Origin of the sequence: Halorubrum sp. Ea8 (genome assembly GCF_002252925.1) — an archaeon.
GTDB lineage: Archaea > Halobacteriota > Halobacteria > Halobacteriales > Haloferacaceae > Halorubrum.
Genome location: NZ_NHPF01000162.1, coordinates 1 through 2,663, shown reverse-complemented (window position 1 = coordinate 2,663; position 2,663 = coordinate 1). Strand labels below are relative to the sequence as shown.

Genomic DNA, 2,663 nt, shown 5'->3' with positions numbered 1-2,663 from the left:
AGTGCGTGGCGAAGAGCGCGGTGGCGCCCAGCTCGTCGTGGACGAACTCGGCGGCCGCGCGGGCGATGGCGCGCCCGTCCGTCGTCGCGGTGCCGCGGCCGACCTCGTCGAGGAGCACGAGCGAGGCGGGGCCGGCGTCGTGGAGGATCTCCGTCAGCTCGCTCATCTCGCGCATGAACGTCGACTGACCGCCCGCGATGTCGTCCGAGGCGCCGACGCGGGTGAACAGCCGGTCGAAGACGGGCAGGGTGGCGGCCTGCGCGGGGACGAACGACCCGGTCTGCGCGAGCACGACCGCGAGCGCAACCGATCGCATGTACGTCGACTTCCCGCTCATGTTCGGGCCCGTGATCACGGCGACCGACCCGCGGGGAAGGTCGGCGTCGTTCGGGACGAACGACGCCTCCGCGCGCTCGACGACGGGGTGGCGGCCCCCCTCGATCTCGATCCCGGCGTCGGGGTCGTCGCGAACTTCCGGGCGGACGTAGTCGGCCTCGACCGCCACGGTCGCCAGCGAGCAGCACGCGTCGAGCTCGGCGAGCGCGTCGGCGAGGCCCTGGATCCGCTCCGTCTCGGCCGCGACGCGCTCGCGGACGTCGGCGAACAGCTCGTACTCGAGGGCGTCCGCGCGCTCGGCGGCGCCGACGATCTCCTCCTCGCGCTCCTTCAGCTCGGGCGTCACGTAGCGTTCGCTGTTCTTCAGCGTCTGCCGGCGGCGGTAGTCGTCGGGGACCCGGTCGAGGTTGGCGTCGGTCACCTCGATGTAGTAGCCGTGGACCTGGTTGTGGCCCACCGACAGCGAGTCGATCCCGGTGCGCTCGCGCTCGCTCGCCTCCAGGTCGGCGACCCACTCGCGCCCCTCGCGCTCGGTCGCGCGGAGCGCGTCGAGGTCGTCGTCGAACCCCTCGCGGATCACGCCGCCGTCGGTGATCTCGGGCGGGGGGTTGACCGCGATCGCCTCGTCGATCAGGTCGCGGACCGCGACCAGCTCGTCGAGGCGATCGCGGAGGGCGCGAAGGTGGTCGGTCCGCGGGCGCTCGGCGTCGCCGCCGGCGTCCTCACTCCCCGCCTCCGCGAGGAGCGACTTCAGCTCCGGGACGACCGCGAGCGTCGCGTGCAGCGAGCGCAGGTCGCGGGCGTCGGCCCGCCCCCGCGAGACGCGCCCGACGAGGCGCTCCAGGTCGTAGGCGGCCGCGAGCGCGTCGGCGACTCCCTCGCGGACCAGCGTGCGGTCGGCCAGTTCGCCGACCGCGTCGTGGCGGCTCCGGATCGCGTCGGCGTCGACGAGCGGGCGCCGGAGCCACCGCTCCAGACAGCGCCGGCCGAGCGCGCAGCTCGTCTCGTCGAGCGCGTCGAACAGGGTGTCGCTCGCGCCGAGCCCGCGGTTCTCGAACAGCTCCAGGCTGCGCCGGGCGGCGGCGTCGAGCCGCAGCCGGTCGCGGGGGTCGTACCGCCGGAGCCGCGTGACGTACGAGAGCGGCCCGTCGTCGCCCTGCGTGTACTCCGCGTACGCGAGGACGGCGCCGGCCGCCCGGAGCTCGGCGTCGCCCTCGAATCGCCGGTCGGGCGCCGGGAGGTACGGCTCCAGCCGCTCCGTCGCGGCGCGGCGCTCGAAGACGCCGGGGTCGTACTCGTGGACCGTCCAGCCGCGCTCGGCGTCCGCCGGCTCGAACGTCGGGGCGTCCGGCCCCGCGATCAGCTCGGCCGGCGCGATCCGGTCGAGCTCCCCGGCGACCGCGTCGCGGTCGCCCGACGTGACGAGGCATTCGCCCGTGGAGACGTCGACGGCGGCGAGGCCGACGCCGCCCCCCGCGTCCGCATCGGTCTCGCCGGCCGCCACCGCCGCCACGTAGTTCGTGGTGCCCGCCTCCAGCAGGTCGTCCTCGACGACGGTCCCGGGCGTGATCACCTCCGTGACGGCGCGGTCGACGAGGCCGGACGCCTGCTCGGCGTCCTCGACCTGATCGCCGACGGCGACGCGGTAGCCGGCGTCGAGCAGCGATTCGAGGTACGGCGCGGCGTTGTCGATGGGGATCCCCGCCATCGGGTAGTCGCCGGTCGAGTCGGAGCGCTCCGTGAGCGTCACCTCGCAGACCCGCGCGACGGCCTCGGCCGCCTCGCAGAACGCCTCGTAGAAGTCGCCGACCTGGAACAGCACCAGCGCGTCCTCGTGGGCGGCACACAGGTCCGCGTACTGCGAGAGCATCGGCGTGAGCTCCTCGCGGGCGTCGGCGACGCCCGGCGGGAGCCCCGTGGCGACCTCTCGGTCCGCAGTTGGCATATCGCGAGTCCGGGCGCCCGCGGGCATAAACGGTACGGAGGACGGCGGGCGCCGGCGCGGCGCCAACGGGGGGTCCCCACGGCGGGACTCCGGGAGGGACCGCTGTGAGGGACGCCCTCGGCCGCGAGCGGTCGGGACGCTTACAACGATGGACGCCCCAGTACGAGTGTGACGAACCGGACGATCATCGTCGGCATGGCGGCGACGTTCATCGGGCTGACGGCCCTGCTCCTCGTCGCCGGGGTCGTGGTCTCGCCCGTCCTGCTGGCCGTGGCCGTCCCCTTCGGGATCGTCGCGTACTTCCTCTGGTACCACGCCAGCGGCAAGCTGCGCGACCGGGTCCACCGGGAGGCCGCGCGCGCCGGTCCGACCGAGCGCGAGC

The 2,663-nt window shown here is 74.6% G+C and carries 1 protein-coding gene and 1 pseudogene; one reads left to right on the top strand and one right to left on the bottom strand.

Features of this window, described 5'->3' with window-relative positions; all coding sequences use genetic code 11:
- Positions 1–2,281: DNA mismatch repair protein MutS (gene mutS / locus DJ74_RS18140; RefSeq protein ID WP_094528231.1), on the bottom strand; the 2,281-nt coding region annotated here is incomplete at its 3' end.
- 168 nt (positions 2,282–2,449) lie between these two features.
- On the opposite strand from mutS, the pseudogene DJ74_RS18135 reads away from it, so the two are divergent.
- Positions 2,450–2,663, top strand: a pseudogene (locus DJ74_RS18135) (molecular chaperone DnaJ); the annotation flags it as partial.